This is a genomic window from Halorubrum sp. PV6 (assembly GCF_003990725.2).
GTDB lineage: Archaea > Halobacteriota > Halobacteria > Halobacteriales > Haloferacaceae > Halorubrum.
The window spans coordinates 951,625-966,889 of record NZ_CP030064.1 but is presented as its reverse complement, the minus strand read 5'-3'; the positions used below and the strand labels follow the sequence as shown (position 1 = coordinate 966,889).

At 68.4% G+C, this 15,265-nt stretch carries 14 protein-coding genes; 4 read left to right on the top strand and 10 right to left on the bottom strand.

Translation table 11 applies throughout. From position 1 onward, the window contains the following. Positions 1–18: 18 nt before the first annotated feature. On the bottom strand, positions 19–480 hold the full coding sequence (locus DOS48_RS18615) for a DUF5799 family protein (protein WP_127117181.1): 462 nt from the start codon (positions 478–480) through the stop codon (positions 19–21). A gap of 129 nt (positions 481–609) precedes the next feature. Here DOS48_RS18615 and DOS48_RS18610 point away from each other — a divergent pair, with 129 nt between their 5' ends. Beyond that, positions 610–1,020: a halocyanin domain-containing protein gene (locus tag DOS48_RS18610; protein WP_127117180.1), complete on the top strand. Its 411-nt coding sequence runs from the start codon at positions 610–612 to the stop codon at positions 1,018–1,020. Between the two features lie 53 nt (positions 1,021–1,073). Here DOS48_RS18610 and DOS48_RS18605 read toward each other — a convergent pair whose 3' ends face one another. Together DOS48_RS18605 and DOS48_RS18600 are read right to left on the bottom strand one after the other, a co-directional pair. After that, positions 1,074–2,183: a mandelate racemase/muconate lactonizing enzyme family protein gene (locus DOS48_RS18605; RefSeq protein ID WP_127117179.1), complete on the bottom strand. Its 1,110-nt coding sequence runs from the start codon at positions 2,181–2,183 to the stop codon at positions 1,074–1,076. A 3-nt stretch (positions 2,184–2,186) separates the two neighbouring features. Further along, a complete protein-coding gene (locus DOS48_RS18600) occupies positions 2,187–3,116 on the bottom strand; it encodes a 1,4-dihydroxy-2-naphthoate polyprenyltransferase (RefSeq protein ID WP_127117178.1) in 930 nt (309 codons plus the stop codon). Between the two features lie 91 nt (positions 3,117–3,207). Between DOS48_RS18600 and DOS48_RS18595 the strand changes: the two genes are divergently transcribed. Beyond that, entirely contained in the window at positions 3,208–3,483 is a 276-nt protein-coding gene (locus tag DOS48_RS18595; protein ID WP_127117177.1) for a hypothetical protein, read from the top strand. A 4-nt stretch (positions 3,484–3,487) separates the two neighbouring features. On the opposite strand, the gene DOS48_RS18590 is transcribed toward DOS48_RS18595, so the two are convergent. The 3 genes from DOS48_RS18590 to DOS48_RS18580 form a co-directional block, all read right to left on the bottom strand. After that, positions 3,488–4,642: a DUF63 family protein gene (locus DOS48_RS18590; protein WP_127117176.1), complete on the bottom strand. Its 1,155-nt coding sequence runs from the start codon at positions 4,640–4,642 to the stop codon at positions 3,488–3,490. A gap of 69 nt (positions 4,643–4,711) precedes the next feature. Then, positions 4,712–5,161 (bottom strand): Lrp/AsnC family transcriptional regulator, encoded by a 450-nt coding sequence (locus tag DOS48_RS18585; protein WP_127117175.1) that lies wholly within the window; start codon positions 5,159–5,161, stop codon positions 4,712–4,714. A gap of 55 nt (positions 5,162–5,216) precedes the next feature. Beyond that, positions 5,217–6,047, bottom strand: coding sequence for a 4-phosphopantoate--beta-alanine ligase (locus DOS48_RS18580; protein WP_244629365.1), 831 nt, complete (start codon positions 6,045–6,047; stop codon positions 5,217–5,219). Positions 6,048–6,156: 109 nt separating this feature from the next. Here DOS48_RS18580 and DOS48_RS18575 point away from each other — a divergent pair, with 109 nt between their 5' ends. Continuing rightward, positions 6,157–6,393: a hypothetical protein gene (locus tag DOS48_RS18575; RefSeq protein ID WP_127117174.1), complete on the top strand. Its 237-nt coding sequence runs from the start codon at positions 6,157–6,159 to the stop codon at positions 6,391–6,393. Positions 6,394–6,413: 20 nt separating this feature from the next. Here DOS48_RS18575 and DOS48_RS18570 read toward each other — a convergent pair whose 3' ends face one another. Further along, a complete protein-coding gene (locus tag DOS48_RS18570) occupies positions 6,414–8,114 on the bottom strand; it encodes a methylmalonyl-CoA mutase (protein WP_127117173.1) in 1,701 nt (566 codons plus the stop codon). 188 nt (positions 8,115–8,302) lie between these two features. Here DOS48_RS18570 and DOS48_RS18565 point away from each other — a divergent pair, with 188 nt between their 5' ends. Then, positions 8,303–9,352, top strand: coding sequence for a zinc-binding dehydrogenase (locus DOS48_RS18565; RefSeq protein WP_127117172.1), 1,050 nt, complete (start codon positions 8,303–8,305; stop codon positions 9,350–9,352). A 167-nt stretch (positions 9,353–9,519) separates the two neighbouring features. Here DOS48_RS18565 and DOS48_RS18560 read toward each other — a convergent pair whose 3' ends face one another. The 3 genes from DOS48_RS18560 to DOS48_RS18550 all read right to left on the bottom strand — a co-directional run bounded on the left by DOS48_RS18560 (position 9,520) and on the right by DOS48_RS18550 (position 15,246). Then, entirely contained in the window at positions 9,520–9,723 is a 204-nt protein-coding gene (locus DOS48_RS18560) for a hypothetical protein (RefSeq protein WP_127117171.1), read from the bottom strand. Between the two features lie 76 nt (positions 9,724–9,799). Further along, positions 9,800–12,664, bottom strand: a complete 2,865-nt coding sequence (locus tag DOS48_RS18555) for an exodeoxyribonuclease V subunit beta (protein ID WP_127117170.1) — start codon at positions 12,662–12,664, stop codon at positions 9,800–9,802. Further along, positions 12,661–15,246 carry a PD-(D/E)XK nuclease family protein gene (locus DOS48_RS18550; protein ID WP_127117169.1) on the bottom strand — a complete coding sequence of 862 codons (2,586 nt, stop codon included), beginning with the start codon at positions 15,244–15,246 and terminating at the stop codon, positions 12,661–12,663. The genes DOS48_RS18555 and DOS48_RS18550 overlap by 4 nt, the downstream gene beginning before the upstream one ends. Positions 15,247–15,265: the final 19 nt, after the last annotated feature.

Genomic DNA, 15,265 nt, shown 5'->3' with positions numbered 1-15,265 from the left:
CGGTCGCCGCGGACGCCGTTACTCCTGATACGCGACTCTGACCTGCTCCCACTTGCCGACCGATTCGAGCTGCGCCTGTAGCTCGTCGGCGTACTCCTGGACGAGTCGCTCGGCCGCTTCGAGCTCCTCGTCGGAGGGGCCGTCGTTCCCGCCGCCACCGAGGCCGAGCGCGCCTTTGATCGAGTCGACGAGCCCGCCGCCGGACCCGCCCCCGCCGCCCGCGCCGCCGCCCGGCGCCCCGCCCATCGCCGCCATCTGCGACCGGACGTTCTCCAGTTCCGGCATGATCGCCGGCAAACTGGAGGTGTCCGCGACGATCCGCGCCTCGTCGGGGTCGTCGGGGTTTTCGATCTCGAACTCCGTCGCCGTCATGATCAGCCCCCACTCCTGGCTGGAGAACTGCGAGGCCGACACGCGGTCGTTGAACTGGTTGTCGACGGTCATGCGGTCGCCGACGATGGCGTCTGTCCACTCGCTCATACGCACACGTTCGGCGGTGGCGGTAAAAGCGTCTTCCCTCGGGCCGTGGGGTCGGTAGCCGCCGCGTCGCCGGCGGTCGGCCGCGGCGGTTCGCGAGGGGATTTATACCGTCCGTCGCCTCGATCCGGTATGACCGACCATTCGCGCCGCGAGGCGCTCGCGGCGACGGGGGCGTTCGCCGTGACCGGGCTCGCGGGCTGTGTCGACGCCCTCGTGCCGGGCGGCGGCGAGGAGGGGAGTTCGGAGCCGGTAGACCGGACGGGCGAGGAGCGGGTGACGGTCGCCGTCGGCGCGGGCAGCGGGTTCGCGTTCGCGCCCGCGACCGTCGTGGTCGACATCGGAACGGAGGTCCGCTGGGAGTGGACGGGCGCCGGCGGCGTCCACAACGTGATCGACAGGGGCGGCGCGTTCGAGTCCGGGCTCACGGCCGAGGCGGGCCACGTCTTCGCGCACACGTTCGACGAGCCGGGACGCTTCGAGTACGTCTGTACCCCGCACCAGACACGCGGCATGGTCGGCACGGTCGACGTCGTCGAGTGAGCGGTCGCCGGCGGGCCGGCTTCCTTTTTAAGTGATGGCGGCCGGCGGCCCCGCTACGGGAGGTCGGCGAAGGCGTCGCCGGCGAGACCGGGACCGCTCGGCACCGACGCTTCGCCCTCGCCGATCCGGCAGGGGTCGGCCGCGAGGTCCGTATCGAGCAGCGACCCGGTGGCGAGCCCGCAGGCGGCGACGTCGGGGACCGCGGCGGCGACGTGGACCGCCGCCGTGCGCGCGACGACGGCGTCGACGGTGGTGGTGACGACCGGCTCGACGCCGGCGCGTCGGGCGCGGATCGCCGCCGCCACCGCTCGGTCCGGCCCGCCGAGCGCCATCGGCTTGAGGACGACGGCGTCGGCCGCCGCCGCGTCGAGAACGGCGCCGATCCCGTGGGTCGAAAGCGACTCGTCGAGCGCGATCGGAACCGGCGGGTCGCCGTCTGCGGTCTGCCCGCCCGCTCGCCGGAGCGACCGGAGCGCCGCCGCCCCGTCCAGGTCGTCGGCCGGCAGGGGCTGTTCGAGGTACGCCAGGTCGAGCGGCGCGAGGCGGGCGACGGCCTCCCTGGCGGTCGGTCGGTCCCACGCCCCGTTCGCGTCGGCTCGCAGGGCGACGGCGTCGCCGACGGCGCGCCGAACGGCGCCGAGCCGCTCGACGTCGGCGTCGAGCCCGCGCGCACCGACTTTCACTTTTAAGCAGTCGAAGCCGCGGGCGACCGCGCGCTCCGCCGCGTCGACGGTCGCCTCGGGGTCGCCGTCGCCGATCGTGGCGTTGACCGGGACCGTCGCCGCGGGCGTCGGGAGGGACGCCTCTCGGGCGAGCTGCTCGGCGAGGGAGCGGCCGCCGGCGCGCGCCTCGGCGTCGGCGAGCGCGAGCGAGAGGCCGTGACGCGCCGCGGGCGTCTCGGCGGGGTCGAGCCGCGAGCGCGCGTCCGGCAGGAGGGCGCCTCCGTCGGCTCCGCCCGTCGCCTCCCGGAGCGCGTCCCGGCAGGCCGAGCGGGACTCGGTCCAACCGGGGAGCGGCGTCGCCTCGCCGAGACCGGGCGCGGGGGCGGACTGACCGTCGGCGTCGGGGCTCACGCCGACGAGAAACCCTTCGCGTCGGTCGATCGCGCCGCGGGCGGTTTCGAGGGGGCTCGACAGGTCGAGCGAAAATGGTTGAACGCGCATCGGTCAGACCGCGAGGCCGACGGCGAACGCCACCGCGTACGCCCCGAGCAGTTTGCCGGTCGATTCGAGCGCGGGGTTGAGCGCCTCGCCGCCCGTCTCGGTCACCACGGTGCGCGCGATACCGACCGCGAGCGGGAGCGTCACCAGCGGGAGGAGCGGGGCGAGGCCGTCGCCGGTGGCGAAGAACCACAGCGGGGTGAGGTACGCGAGCGCGAGCAGCGCGAGGAACTGGGCTCGGGAGAACCGGTAGCCGAACCGGACCGCGAGGGTGCGTTTCCCCGTCTCGGCGTCCTCGGCCACGTCGCGGACGTTGTTGACGACGAGGATGTTCGTCGAGATGGCGGCGACCGGCAGGCTCGCGATCACGGCCGCGAGCGTCACCGTCCCGTCCGGGACCCACAGGGGGAACCCCCCGCCGACGAGCGCGGCGGCCTGCACGTAGTAGGTCCCCGTGACGGCGATCACGCCGAAGAAGACGAAGACGAACAGGTCGCCGAGTCCGTGGTATCCCAGGGGGTAGGGGCCGCCCGTGTACGCGATGCCGGCCGCGACGGACGCGAGCCCGATGACGAGAATGGGGACGCCGCCCACGTACACGAGGAAGGTCCCGACGAGTATCGCGGCCGCGAAGGTCAGCCACATCGCGCGTTTGACCTCGGCGGGCTCGATGAGGCCGCTGGCGACGACGCGGGTGAACCCCTCGCGGTCGTCGGTGTCGGCGCCCTGGATCGCGTCGTAGTAGTCGTTCGCGAAGTTGGTACCGATCTGTATCAACGCCGCGCCGACGAACGCCGCGAGCGCGGGCAGCGGTGTGAACACCCCGTCTCGGACCGCGAGGCCGACGCCGACGATCACCGGCGCGGCCGCCGCGGGGAGCGTCTGGGGGCGCGCGGCGATCACCCACGCCCGGCGTCGCGACACTTCGGTACTCATTGGCTTCAATAGGGCGGTGTCGTCCCTTAACCTTGCCATCCGTCGGGCGGCTGACCGACAGATACGACAGGGATCGGCCCGTACCGTTCGTATGGACGAGACGGGGTCCGAGCGGAACGGCGTCGAAGCGCGCTACGAGGAGACCGACGGCGAGCGCCGACTCACCTTCGCGGCCGGCGGCCGGGAGGCGACCGTCGCACAGAACGTCGACGGCTACGCGATGTTGAAGGTCAGGCCGGGGCCGACCGGCGACGAGTTAGAGCGGTACTACGGGTTCGACATGGCGCTCGACCACGCCGCCGAACTGTTGGGCGTCGCCGTCGCCGACCTGCCGGTTCCGGAGCCGGCCGCCGACATGGGGATGTGACAGTTCAGATCCCGAACGTCGCGCGCAGCATGTCGCGGCTGCCGGGGCCGAGCCCGACCGCGAGGACCGTGATGAGGAGCAACAGCGTGTACCGCGGCGACTCCTCGTAGAGCTCGCCGTTGAACACCCAGACGACGAACGTCGCCGCCACGAGTTTCACCAGCAGGAACGGCCACGCGTCCCCGGTCACGGAGACGATGGACTGCGGGAGCAGCCGGCCGGTCCAGTCGACGATCAGCGCGTTGACCACGTGTTTCGGGACGAGGTTCGCCGTGCCCGTCAGCGCCGGCATCCAGTTGAGCCCGATCACGTTGGCGACGCCGTCGATGGCGTGCCCCCAGATGATGACGATGCCGGCGACCCCGGTCCCCTTGCGGATGTCGGGCACGTACCTGGTCGCCAGCGCCCACGTGACCGCCGTCGCCACGGTCGAGATGCCGAGCGTCAGCGCGAGGATGATCGGGTAGAAGTCGACGTAGTCGGTCGCGGCCGAGAGGTACGAGAGGTAGCCGAACGACGCCGCGAGCGCGACGGCGCCCATCGCGAACAGCGGGCGCGCGTAGTCGTCGACCACGCCCCGGTCGGCCAGCGAGTACGCCGTGAGCACGCACGCGAGCGTGATCCCGAAGACGGTGAAGTAGATGAACGGGCTGATAAGGAGCGCGCTTGCCGGGAACGGGATGAGCGGCTCCACACCGGCCCGCATCGCGGCGATGCCCGAGTCCTCGACAGTGCGGAGGGCGCCGCCGAGCAGCATGAAGGGGAACAGCGCGTAGAAAAAGCGCATCTCTCGGCCGATGTCCAGCCGGCGCAGGAGGAAGACCACGCCGATAAGCATCGCCAGCAGGATGACGACGTAGCTGACGGTCGACACCGTCGTGTATCCGGGGAACGCGACGACACTGCCCGCCTCGACCGCCGTGGTGCAGGCCGCGGAGCTCCCGAGCAGTTCGGTGCCGCCCGCGTCGCGAACGGCGCACTGTCCGCCCTGCCCGTCGGCCGCGACCGGCCCCCAGAAGTACTGCCAGAGGAAGCGGTCGTACACGATCCGCGGGAAGACGGCCGATCCGACCGCGAGGAGGGCGGTGACCGCGCCGACGACCGCGGCCCACGCGCGCTCCGGCGACAGCCCGAACCGCTCTTCGACCGGTGTGCTCATGCTCTCCGATGAGGGAGTCCCCAAATTGAGGGTTCCGGTCCCGCGTCACCCCGCGCCCGACGCGGGCGTTCAGACGGCCGGCCCGTGGGCCTCGTAGTCGGTGCCGAGGATGATCATCGTCTGTGACCGCGAGAAGCCGTCCATCTCCGCGATGCGCTCGAACATGAGGTCGCGGAGGCTGTCGGTGTCGCTGGCGACGACCTTGAGCAACACGTCCCACTCGCCGGTGGTGAGGTGGATCTCGCGGACGCCGCTGATCTCGCGGAGCCGCTTCAAGGCGTCTTCCTCGCGGCCCTGCTCGACGCGGAGCCCCACGAACGCGCTGACGCCGTACCCGACCGATCGGGGGTCGATCGACGCGTGGTATCCATCGATCACTCCCGCCTCTTCCATGCGACTCACCCGATCGTGGACGGTCGCGCTGGACATGTCGATGCGCCGGGCGACCTCCGAAAACGGCGTCCGGGCGTCCTCCTGGAGGATGCGGAGGATTTCGCGGTCCGTTTCATCGAGTTCCATGTCGCATTCACGGCGGCAGCGCTCTTTTCACTTCCGGCGCTCACACCCCAAATCGTCAACGAGCAGACTCGTCGACCGGGTTCTCGCCGTTTTGGGCGGCTCCGTCCGAGACGCCTCCGCCGGCGGGTTCCGTCTCGGCGCCGAACGACCCCTCGCGGATCGCCGCCTCCGCCTTCGCGAGCGCGTCGTCGGCGTCGAACGCGTCGATCGCGTCGCGCTGCGCTCCGGACCCGGCCTCGGCCAGCGCCCGCGCGTGCGCCGTGACGTTCGGGACCGCGCGGATCAGGTTGTCGACGATCGGGATGTCGGCGGTCCGCGGCGACCGGCTACCGGGGTTTACGTCGATGACGATCTCCGTCTTTCCCATCGCGTCTAACGCCTCCGCGCGGTCGCCGTCTTCGAGCGGGACGACGACCACGTCCGCCGCCTCGATGCCGTCGGCGTCGACGGTCCCGCGAGCGTGGTCGAGACCGGGGATCTCGCCGTCGGCGGCGAGTCCCTTGACCTCCTCGGCGCCGTGGTCGCGGAGGTGGTCGGCGATCCGCCGGACCCGCTCGTCGGTGTGGTTGAACAGGTTCACCTCGATGTCGGCGTCGACGGCCTCGGCGAGTTCGACCGTCTCTTCCGGCGCCAACGCCGCCACGTTCCCGTTCACCGAGACGACCGGGTGGTCGGCGAGAAGCAGGGTGGCGGCGGCCGCCCGCGCGGCGGCGTCCGCGCTCGGGAGCGTTCGCTCGCCGAGGAGGTAATCGAAGGACTCGCCGCGCCCCTGCGCGATGAGGCCCTGTTTCGAGGTGATCCCGTTCTCGACGCCCGCCTCGATCCGGTGGCGCGTCACGAGCGACGCGTAGCGCGGGTGATCCTCCGGGATCTCCGTCTCCGTCATACCCGGAGAAGGCGACGGGACGATTAAAATGGACCGCTTGCGGCCGGCAGCGCCGCGGTATCACGGCGTGCCAAACAATTAATGGCTAACGCGTCAACTATCGAACGATATGGACCGAACTGGCAAGTACACCATCGTCGATGCGTGCAACGACCACGGGGCGATCACGCTCCGTGAACATCCGCGCAACGGGACGTTGTACGTCGTCGAGTACGACGGCCCGGACATCGAGTCGACGCTGACGTCGCTGGACGCCGGGTCGGTCGTCGAACTCGACCTCCGGCGCGCGGGTCGACGCGGGAACGCCTGGCGCGCGGAGTCGGCGCGCCCCGTCGAGACGGCGTAACCCCACGGTCCACGTCCTTTTTACGCGACCCCGATGCGCTCCCGGTAGCTCCCGTGTGCCGCCTCGAAGACGTCCATGATCTCGCCCATCGTCGCGTACGCCTTCACCGCCGTCACGACCGCCGGCATGGTGTTCTCGCCGGCGTCGACCGCCGCCCGGAGTTCGTCGAGCGCCGCCTCGACCGCCGCGTCGTCGCGCTCCGCCTTCACCGATTCGAGGCGCGCGAGCTGCCGCTCGCGGGTGGTCTCGTCGATGTGGAGCAGGTCCGGGCGCGTGTCGTCGTCGGTCTCGTAGGCGTTGACGCCGACGACGGTCTCCGCGCCCGAGTCGACCCGCTCTTGGTACTCGTAGGAGGACTCCTGTATCTCGCGGTGGAAGTACCCCTGTTCGATGCCGCGGAGCACGCCGTCGCGGACGGAGCCGTCGCCCATCTCCCGTATCTCCTCGATGTACGCCGTCGCCTCGGCCTCGATTTCGTCGGTGAGCGCCTCCACCGCGAACGAGCCGCCGAGCGGGTCGACGATGTCGGCCGCGCCGGACTCCTCGGCGATGATCTGCTGGGTGCGGAGCGCGACTCGCACGGCCTGCTCGGAGGGCAGCGCCAGCGCCTCGTCGAAGGAGTTGGTGTGGAGGCTCTGGGTGCCGCCGAGGACGCCCGCCAGCGCCTGCAGCGTCACCCTGACGACGTTATTTAAGGGCTGCTGGGCCGTCAGCGACTGGCCCGCGGTCTGGGTGTGGAACTTCAGCCGCTTCGCGGCGTCGGCCTCGGCGTCGTACCACTCGCCCATGATCCGCGCGTAGATCCGGCGGGCGGCGCGGAACTTCGCGACCTCTTCGAAGATCGAGTTGTGTGAGTTGAAGAAAAAGGAGAGCTGCGGGGCGAACGCGTCGACGTCGAGCCCGCGGTCGAGGCAGGCCTCGACGTACGCGAAGCCGTCGGCGAGGGTGAAGGCGAGCTCTTGTGCCGCGGTCGATCCGGCCTCGCGGATGTGGTAGCCCGACACCGAGACGGGCTTGAAGTTGGGCGTCTCCTCGACCGCGAACTCGATGGTGTCGGTGACGAGATCGAGGGATGGCTCCGGGGGGATCACCCACTCTTTCTGCGCGATGAACTCCTTCAGCATGTCGTTTTGGAGGGTCCCCCGAAGCGCCTCGCGCGGGACGCCCTGCTGGTCCGCGATGGCGACGTACATCGCGTAGATCACCGGCGCGCTCGGGTTGATGGTGAACGAGGTGGACACCTCGCTCACGTCGATGCCGTCGAACAGCACCTCCATGTCGCGGAGGGTGTCGACGGCGACGCCCTCCTTGCCGACCTCGCCGAGCGACATCGGGTCGTCGGAGTCGAGTCCCATCAGCGAGGGCATATCGAAGGCGGTCGAGAGCCCGGTTTGCCCCTCGTCGATGAGGTACTGAAACCGCTCGTTCGTCTCCTCGGCGGTGCCGAAGCCGGCGAACTGCCGCATCGTCCACGTTCGCCCGCGGTACATCGTGGGGTAGACGCCGCGCGTGTACGGCTCCTCGCCGGGGAGCCCGAGGTCGGCGTCGTAGTCGAGGTCGGCCACGTCAGCGGGGGTATATAAGCGATCGACCTCGTGGTTCGAGACCGTCGCGAACCGGTCGCGCCGCTCGCCGTGGCGGTCGAGGGTCGGGCCGAGCGTCTCCGCTTTCCACTCCGCGTGGGCCTCGCGGAGCGCGGAGAGGTCCTCATCGTCGTACATATCGACAGATACCCGCCCGTTGCGTATAAATATTCATTATATTTATATCGAGACTCCACGGGCGCAGACCGCTTGGTGCGGCTCCGCTGCGGGCGGCGCTCGCCGCCGGAGTTCGTCGATCGTCGATGTGTCGGCAGACAGTAGTGGTAGTACCAGTACTTTTTGATACCCGGTGTGTTGGCCCGGACGTGAAAGCCGTTCAATTCGCCGAGCACGGCCGGAGAGACGTTCTCGAATACGACGACTTCGACGACCCGGAGATCGATCGCGACGAGGTGCTGGTCGACGTGAAGGCCGCGGCGTTGAACCACCTCGACGTCTTCACGCGGATGGGTCTCGGCGCGCTCAGCCGCCTCGAATTGGAGATGCCGCACATCCCCGGCAGCGACGCCGCCGGCGTCGTCGCGGAGGTCGGCGAGGACGTCGAGCGGTTCGAACCGGGAGACGGGGTCGCGGTCTCGGCGGGGCTGTCCTGCGGGCACTGCGAACACTGCCGCGACGGGAACCCGACGATCTGTACCGAGTTCCAGATCATCGGCGAGCACGTTCGCGGCGTCCACAGCGAGCAGGCGGCGGTCCCCGCGGAGAACCTCGTGCCCGTCCCGGAGGGCGTCGACTGGGAGACGGCGGCCGCCGCCCCCCTCGTCTTCCAGACGGCGTGGCGGATGCTCGTCACCCGCGCGGAACTCAAGCCGGGCGAGTCGATCCTCGTGCTCGGCGCGAGCGGCGGCGTCGGGCACGCCGCCGTCCAGATCGCCGACTACATCGGCGCGGAGGTGTACGCGACCGCCAGCACCGAGGAGAAACTGGCGTACGCCGCCGACCTCGGCGCGGACCACACGATCAACTACGACGAGACGAACTTCGCCGACGCGATCGCCGAGGCGACCGACGGCCGCGGCGTCGACGTGGTGGTCGACCACATCGGCAAGGCGACGTGGCGGGACTCGCTCGACAGCCTCGTGAAGGGCGGCCGAGTGGTGACCTGCGGGGCGACGACGGGCCGCGACCCCGAGACGGATCTCAACAGCATCTTCTGGAACCAGCTGGAGATCTACGGCTCGACGATGGGGGCTCCCGGCGAGGTCGACGACGTGCTCGAACTCGTCTGGGAAGGCGCGTTCGAACCCCAGATCCGCGAGACCCTCCCGATGAGCGAAATCGACCGCGCCCACGAGATCATCGAAGAGCGCGAGGGCTTCGGAAAGGTCGTCGTCGTCCCGGACAGCGAGTTATAAGCCGGGCCGGCCGCCGACCGGTGCGGCCCGCGTTCGAGGGGCTTCGGCCCTGTCGGCAGACTCGCCGACCGACCGGAGCCGGATGCAGAGGAGAGCGGATGCGGTCACGCGAGGACTGCGCGATGTCCTCCAGGCGACTCCCGAACCCCTCGATAGGGCCTGCGCGCTCATCGACCGTACAGGACGAACGACGAGCCGACGAAGGCGGCGACGGCCCCGGCGACGAACACGCTCAGTAGCACAGCAGGCGACGACGGCAGCACGGAGTCGAGCCCGATCACCGAGAGCGCGCCGGCGACGACGGAGAGGACGACGAAGAACGCCCCTGTCTGCCATTCTTCGATGAACTCCACCGCGCTCTGTTCAGCCATACGTCACGTACGGAAGCGCATCCGATAACGATTGTGCCGGTCGGACACTCCCCGTACCGACCGATCCGAGTGCCGTCTATCGTGGGTGGCTGTCCGGGTCTTTTTTCGCAGCGACCATCTCCCTGAGCTCCGCTTTGCTGAGCGGGGTGATCGTGCTCCGGGTCCCGTCCGCCGTATAGAAAATCGACGCGGAGACCGTTCGGTCTGGGTACTGGTCGGCGACGACGTGGTAGTAGACGCTGAGCTGCTTCTGATACTCGGACGCTGCATGAGTCGTCCGGTCCGTCTTGTAGTCGATTATCGCCGCCTTCTCGGACGTCACGTGGAGCAGGTCGATGATCCCGCCGATCGAGACCGATTCGCCACCGACCGTCAGCGGCAGGTACGCGTCGATCTCCGCTTTCGTCTCACCCTGTAGCGAGTCTAAGAACGTCTTCACGTGTCGTTCGTCGGTGTTGTCGGCCGTCACGGATTCGTCGAGGGCGTACCGCTCTGCGAACTCGTGGACGGCCGACCCGAACGCCATGCCTCGCCCGCCGGTGTCGCCCTCGAACACGGCGTCGTCGACGAACGTGTGCGGCGAGTAGCTCGCCGGGCCGGCAGGCTCCGGGATGTCGACGACGAATGGCGCGTGCTCGCTCGGGGACGGCTCGAAAGCGGACAGGTCTGGCTCGACGGTCTCGATGGAGACCGGGAGCGATTCGAGGAACGCGTTCGGGTTGGGGCCGCTCGTGAACACGACGTGGCTCTCGGCGCGCGTGATAGCCACGTAGAGGAGCCGGCGCTCTTCGTCGTACTGCTGGGGGAGACACGCGTTCAACACGTCCGTCTGCCAGTTGTCGTAGACGTACGGCACGTCGTGTACGTCGTCGCGGTACAGCCTGCGCTGTCTGAGGCCGATCGGGTCGGCGTACTCGATTGTGCTCCCGCCGCCGCCCGTCGACGGGAACGTGTTGGCGTTCATGTTCGCGAGGATGACGATGGGATATTCGAGCCCCTTCGTCGCATGGATCGTCTGTACGGTGATCGCGTCCGTACCGGCGCCGCCCGCGACCTCGTGGGTGCTCCCGTCGGCGATCGCGTCCTCGATGAACTGAATCACCTCTCCGCGAGTGAACGTGGTCGTCCCGTGGACGGATTGGACCGTTTCGAGCACGACATCGGCGGTCGGGCCGCTCAGGCCGTACCGGTCGAACACGCGGCGGGCGACGCCCCCGAGCGTCGGTAACTCACGAAGGTCGTCGCGGAACGCCGTCATGGCGTCGGGGTACGACCCGCGGTCGAGGAAGGCGTTCGTCTCGTCGATCGTGTATCCCGCCGCTTCGAGGACGAGCGCCCAGCCACGGGCCGCGTCGCGTTCGAGAATCCGCAGCCACGCCAACAGAAGCTTCGCCGCGTCCGTACGGAACACCTCCATCCCGCCCTCGTACGCCATCGGGAGGTCGTAGTCGGCCGCCGTTTCGAGCAGCTCGCGGCCGAAGTCGCGCGTCCGGGTCAACACCGCAATATCGCCGTACTCTGGCGGCTCGTACGTGCCCTCGTCGCCCTCTACCGCGTACTCGGGATTGCCGACGACGTCGTCGATCTTCGCGAGGATAGCCTCGTGTTCGTCCTCGCTCGCGAGCGCCTCGATGCGGCTCTCGTCTCGGTCCGTCGCCGCGTCGAGTGCGGTCACCGAGCTCGCGACCGCCTCCGCGTCGAGCGACTCGCGGTTCGTCGCCTTGGCCGTGAGCGCGTCCGTCGAGAAGTCGAGGATGGATTGCGTAGAGCGGTAGTTGCGAGTGAGTTTCTTCGTCGTGATCGGCGCCGTCGGGAACTGCACCCGGTCGGCGCCGTCGTTGAGCTCCGCGGCGAAGGTCTCCAGCCGGTCGCCGAATTCGCGGATGTTGTCGACGTCGGCGTACTGGAAGCTGTAGATGCTCTGTTTCCAGTCACCCACGACACAGAGGTTGTCCGTGCCGGCCAAAAGCAGCATGAGCTTGAACTGAATCTCACTGGAGTCCTGGAACTCGTCGACCATCACGTACTCAAAGCTGAGTCGCTCGCGCAGCTCGTGGTCCTCACACAGCAGCACGAACGCGAACAGCTGGAGGAAGCCGAAGTTCAGGTAGTTGCGCCCCAGCGCGAACTCGAGATACGAGTGATAGAGGTCGTGGACGAACGCTTTGAGCGCCGTTCGATCGCGCTCGAAGGCGCGCTCGGCGGTGTCCGGCGGGACCCGTTTGCCGTCGCCGCGAAGGTCCCACTTTTCGGGCGCCGCCGGGAGGTACGTCTTGTCTTTGCCGTATCGGTACAGCTTCGATCGGAGTTTCGACTGCTTGCTGCCGCCGTTTCGCGGCTCGTTTAGGTCGTCGAACAGCGACGCGAACGCGTCGAACTCCCCGTCGAGGTGCGATTCGCCGTTCCGGTACCACCCCGTTTCCGTCGGGAAGACGCCCTTGGCCGAGAGCTCCGTGATGAGCGACAGCAGCTCGGTGGGGTCGTCGACCGCCGCGAAGAACGGCTCGTACGCGGGGTGGGCGTCCGTAAACTGGCCGATGAACTCGCGGAACAGCGACCGCTCGATGATCTCGTCTTCGACGATTCGCGTCGACCCGGTGATCGGCTCGTCGATCCCGAGGTGCGTCGGCGCGTCGTGCCCGTGCTCGGTGAGGATGTCGTGTGCCAGCGAGTGGAAGGTCTGAATCGGCGCGTCCGCGAGCGCTCGCATCCCGTACGCGCTCTGGCGCACGATCCGGTCTCGCATCTCTTCTGCTGCATTGTTGGTGAACGTCACCAACAGGACGTCTGTCGGGTCGATCTCGTCTTGGCCGACGATGTTCGCGTAGCGGCGGGTGACGGTGAACGTCTTCCCGGTGCCCGCCCCGGCGTCGACGAGATACAGGCCATCGAGCGAGGTGATGAGGTCCTGCTGTTCGGGATTTGGAGAGAACTCGCTCATCGCTCGCCCTCCAACAGCAAGTCCCGATTGTCCACGCGTCGGTAGTTCGGCTCGCCGCTCGGGCCGGCGACGGGGAACGGCTCGGCGCCGGTGCGGCGGTGATTGAGATCCGTCAGTTGCGCGTCGACGAACGATTCGAACGCGTCGAGGTCGGATTCGAAAAAGGCAGACCGCTGTCGGTCCGCCATCGAGCGCATCGCCTGCTTGCTGCCCGTCGTCACGTACTTGTAGTCGCCAATTTCGGCTTCGAGCCGGTCGATCATCGTCTGGCCGAACCCCGACTCGATGAGTTCGTCGCTGTCGGTCGTTTCGACGAACGGCGCCGCATCGAACAGCGCCGCGTACGTCGGGTACTCTATCTTCGAGAGGATCTTGCGGCACTTTCCCGACCCCTCCTCGCGGAGGTGTTCGAAGAACGCCTTTCGTTGGACGTGTTCCGTCGGCGATTCCGGATAGTAGCTGACCGTCGTGAGCGCCTCGTCGAGGTCGGCGTCACCGGTGATGACGTCGTCGACGAGTTCGGTCACGTAGAAGAACGTGAACGAGAGCGTCTCGTCGGGCGTCTGCGAGCGCCAGTAGGTGAGATAGAGCGGGGCTTGGAAGTCGGGCGTGTCGGTCGGGTCGTCGCTCGCGGCGTTTTTCACGATGGCGTTCGCGGTGTCTTTGCTCCCGCTTTTGTAATCGAGGAGGCCGCTGGGCGATTCGACGAGGTCGATCATCCCGTCGATGTGGCGGTCCGCGTCGACGAATCGCCGTTCGGTGGCCGGTGAGTCGACGGCCATCTCGAAGTGGTCGGCGATGGCGTTTTCGCCCCCGCTCGACGGTGTCAGGAAGGCGCCGTCTGCGGGCGGGTTCGCGTCGAGATACGCCGCGATCGTCTCCAAGGCGGCGCGGTACTCAGTGCGGCGCGTCTGCTCGTCGGCTGCGCGAACGAGCGGCCGGACGCGCTCGCTCAGCAGCTCCACGATTTCCGTGAGCGCCGCGTCGTCGACGGCCTCGGGATGTGTCGCGTAGAACTCGGCGAAATCGTGCAGCAGGGTGCCCTCGGTGAGATACGATCTCTCGGGGCCGTCCACGACCCGGCTGAAGTAGTAGTCGCGAGGCGAGTTGACGTAGGTGTTGAGACTCGATTTGCTGATCGTCTCGATCGGTTTGGCGGGCACGTCCGTGGGGCGTCGCTCGAACCCGGCCGCGTCCGCTCGGGTGGTGGCCGTCCGGTGAGTGGTCGACGGCAGGTCTGTGAACCGGTCGATGTCTGCGTCGAACAGCTCTTCGAAGTACAGCGACGGCGTCACCGGCGACCCACCGGCCGCGTCCTGGACGAGGTAGTGCTGCTGGTTCCCGCTTTGAACCAGCAGTTGGAAGCTGTTGAGGTTTCGCTCGAACTGGGCGTCGTGATCGACCCACGGGCGGCGGGGCGCCGCGTGCGTCCACCCCTCGTCGAGTCCGAGGTGGAACACGACCTCCCGCCCGACGTAGGACGCGGACTTCGCGTCGGCGAGCAACACGCCCTCGTTCTCGCGGTCGACCGGCACCTCGTACGTCTGGAGGTAGTACGCGAGTTCGTCGAGGCGGCGCTCGGTGAGCGGCTCGTCGGCGATGCCGAGCGTCGTGAGCTCCGCTTCGAACGCGTCGAGCGTGGTGTCCGTCCGGCGCTCGAAGGCCGCGAGCGCTTCGCCGAAGGTGTACGCAGAGATGTCGCGACAGACGCCTTTCAGCCACGCGAGGTCGTCCGTTTCGAGCTCGTGGAGGCGTTTGTTCGCGTCGCGATCCGCGACCGTACAGCCGAGCGCCGTGAGCAACGAGCGAATCTGGGTGAGTCGGGTGTCGGTGCCGCGATACGCGGTCCGGAGGAACTGCAGAAACAGTCGGTGCTCGCTCCGGTCGGTGAATCCGGGACCGCCGAAAAACGGAATCTCCGCCGATTCGAGCGCCGATTCGATGAGTGGTGAGTACTCGCTCCGCTGATCGAGGACGATCCCGACGGTCTCGGCCGTCTCCTTCGAGATCGCGTCGACGACCGTCTTGACGATCGCCGTCGGCGACTCGTGGATCCGGAACGGCGGCAGCGAAAACGCTTCGTCGGTGAAGAGGCTGACCGTGTCGTACGCCGCAGGGAGGTACGACCGTTCGAGGTGCGTGAGCATCGCCGGTTCGACCACGACGACGTCGTGTGTCGGGTCGATCGTCTCGGTTGTGAGCCTCATCGAGGCGGTGTCCAACTGCGCGATGCGCTCCACCGCGCGCGTCGTCGCGTCGTCGACGTACGCGTCGTACTCGAAGATCGCCTCGTGTGACCCCTGATGCTCCCAGCACTGGAGGATGTTCCCGACGGCGTACGCACAGCGCTTCCAGGGGATGTCCTCCTCGGCGATGATGTCGAGAAACGCGAGGCGGTCCTCGGAGGCCTGCCGCCGGCCAGCGGCCAATCGGCGTGGCGGGATGGCGAAGGGGCCGAGATGCGAACGGTCGAGCTGTCGGTTGATCGCGCTTGCGAGAGGGCCGTCCGGGGTTATCACGCGGTCGCACGAGCGGACCTCGCGATAGAGCCGGCGCGGCGATTTCGCACGGGGAAGTGGCACACCTCACGAGGTGGTGGGC